General features: G+C 43.8%; 2 protein-coding genes. Both read right to left on the bottom strand.

What is annotated here, in order from left to right:
• Positions 1–248: hypothetical protein (locus R8N46_RS25705; protein WP_318189842.1), on the bottom strand; the 248-nt coding region annotated here is incomplete at its 3' end.
• Between the two features lie 226 nt (positions 249–474).
• The coding region (locus tag R8N46_RS25700) for a class I SAM-dependent methyltransferase (RefSeq protein WP_318189841.1) at positions 475–1,002 on the bottom strand (528 nt) is incomplete at its 5' end.

Genomic DNA, 1,002 nt, shown 5'->3' with positions numbered 1-1,002 from the left:
GCGAGCTCAGAGCGTACAAATCCCATGACTTCGGTTTCTTGCGCTTCGAAGTAGTCGAGGATCTGTTGTTGTTTGGTATCACGAACAGAAAGCAGATGTGAAGTGCTCTGTTCTTGCAGATCTTTACTATGGGATTGCAGGAAAAAAATCGCAGTGATGGTAAGAGGCGTAATGCTGAGGACAAGAAACGCAGTCATCAGCGTACTCTGAAGGCGCTTAAATTTCTGTTTTTTGTAGAATTTAAACATGGATAAGATTACAACTCGTAAAGGGCTCGCACGGGTTGAAGGTGCTCGCCTAGGTTCTCGTTAAAAACGGATAAGAAGTTAAATTCGATAGAATTAACAAAATTAACGAGTTTTTTTTCTTTGACAAGAAAGTTAGTTGCAAAGCGTGCAGAGTCACGCAGTTTTTCTTACAAATGGGGCAATTTTAGGAAAGAAGCGCGCAGGTTCTTGCCTGCGCGGCTCACAATTACGATTTTTTCGCGTAGTAGATAGAGAACTTATTGGTCTTATTTAGCGTCTCGCAATTATTGAATGCGTTCTCAATAATTGGTGGGTATTTCAAGAAGCTGTTCGCAACAATGATCATCTCACCATGGTTTGAAAGATGTTGTGGCGCGTGACCTAACAGAGTTTCAGCCGCGTTGTAATTGGTGTCTAAACCACTGTGGAATGGTGGGTTGCTGATGATAAATCGGTAGTCATTGGCCGTATCTGAGTAAATGTCAGACGCAAACACGCGACCAGACAAACCGTTGGCTTCAAGCGTTGCTTGGCTTGAGGTGATGGCATACGCGTTGATGTCACACATATCAATCGCAATTTCTGGGTTTGCTTTCGCCATGAACGCGCCTAAAACACCGGCACCACAACCAAAATCGAGCACTTTGCCTGACAAGTTAGGTAAGGTTTCCAGTAGTAGACGGCTGCCTAAGTCAAATTGACCATGACTGAATACGCCCGGTAAACTTTTTACTGTAAGTGACTGCTCACCAAG

The sequence above is a fragment of the Vibrio sp. 1874 genome (assembly GCF_033344395.1).
Taxonomy (GTDB): Bacteria; Pseudomonadota; Gammaproteobacteria; order Enterobacterales; family Vibrionaceae; genus Vibrio; species Vibrio alginolyticus.
Note: the sequence above shows the minus strand (reverse complement) of the source record. Positions and strands in the feature narration are given on the sequence as shown.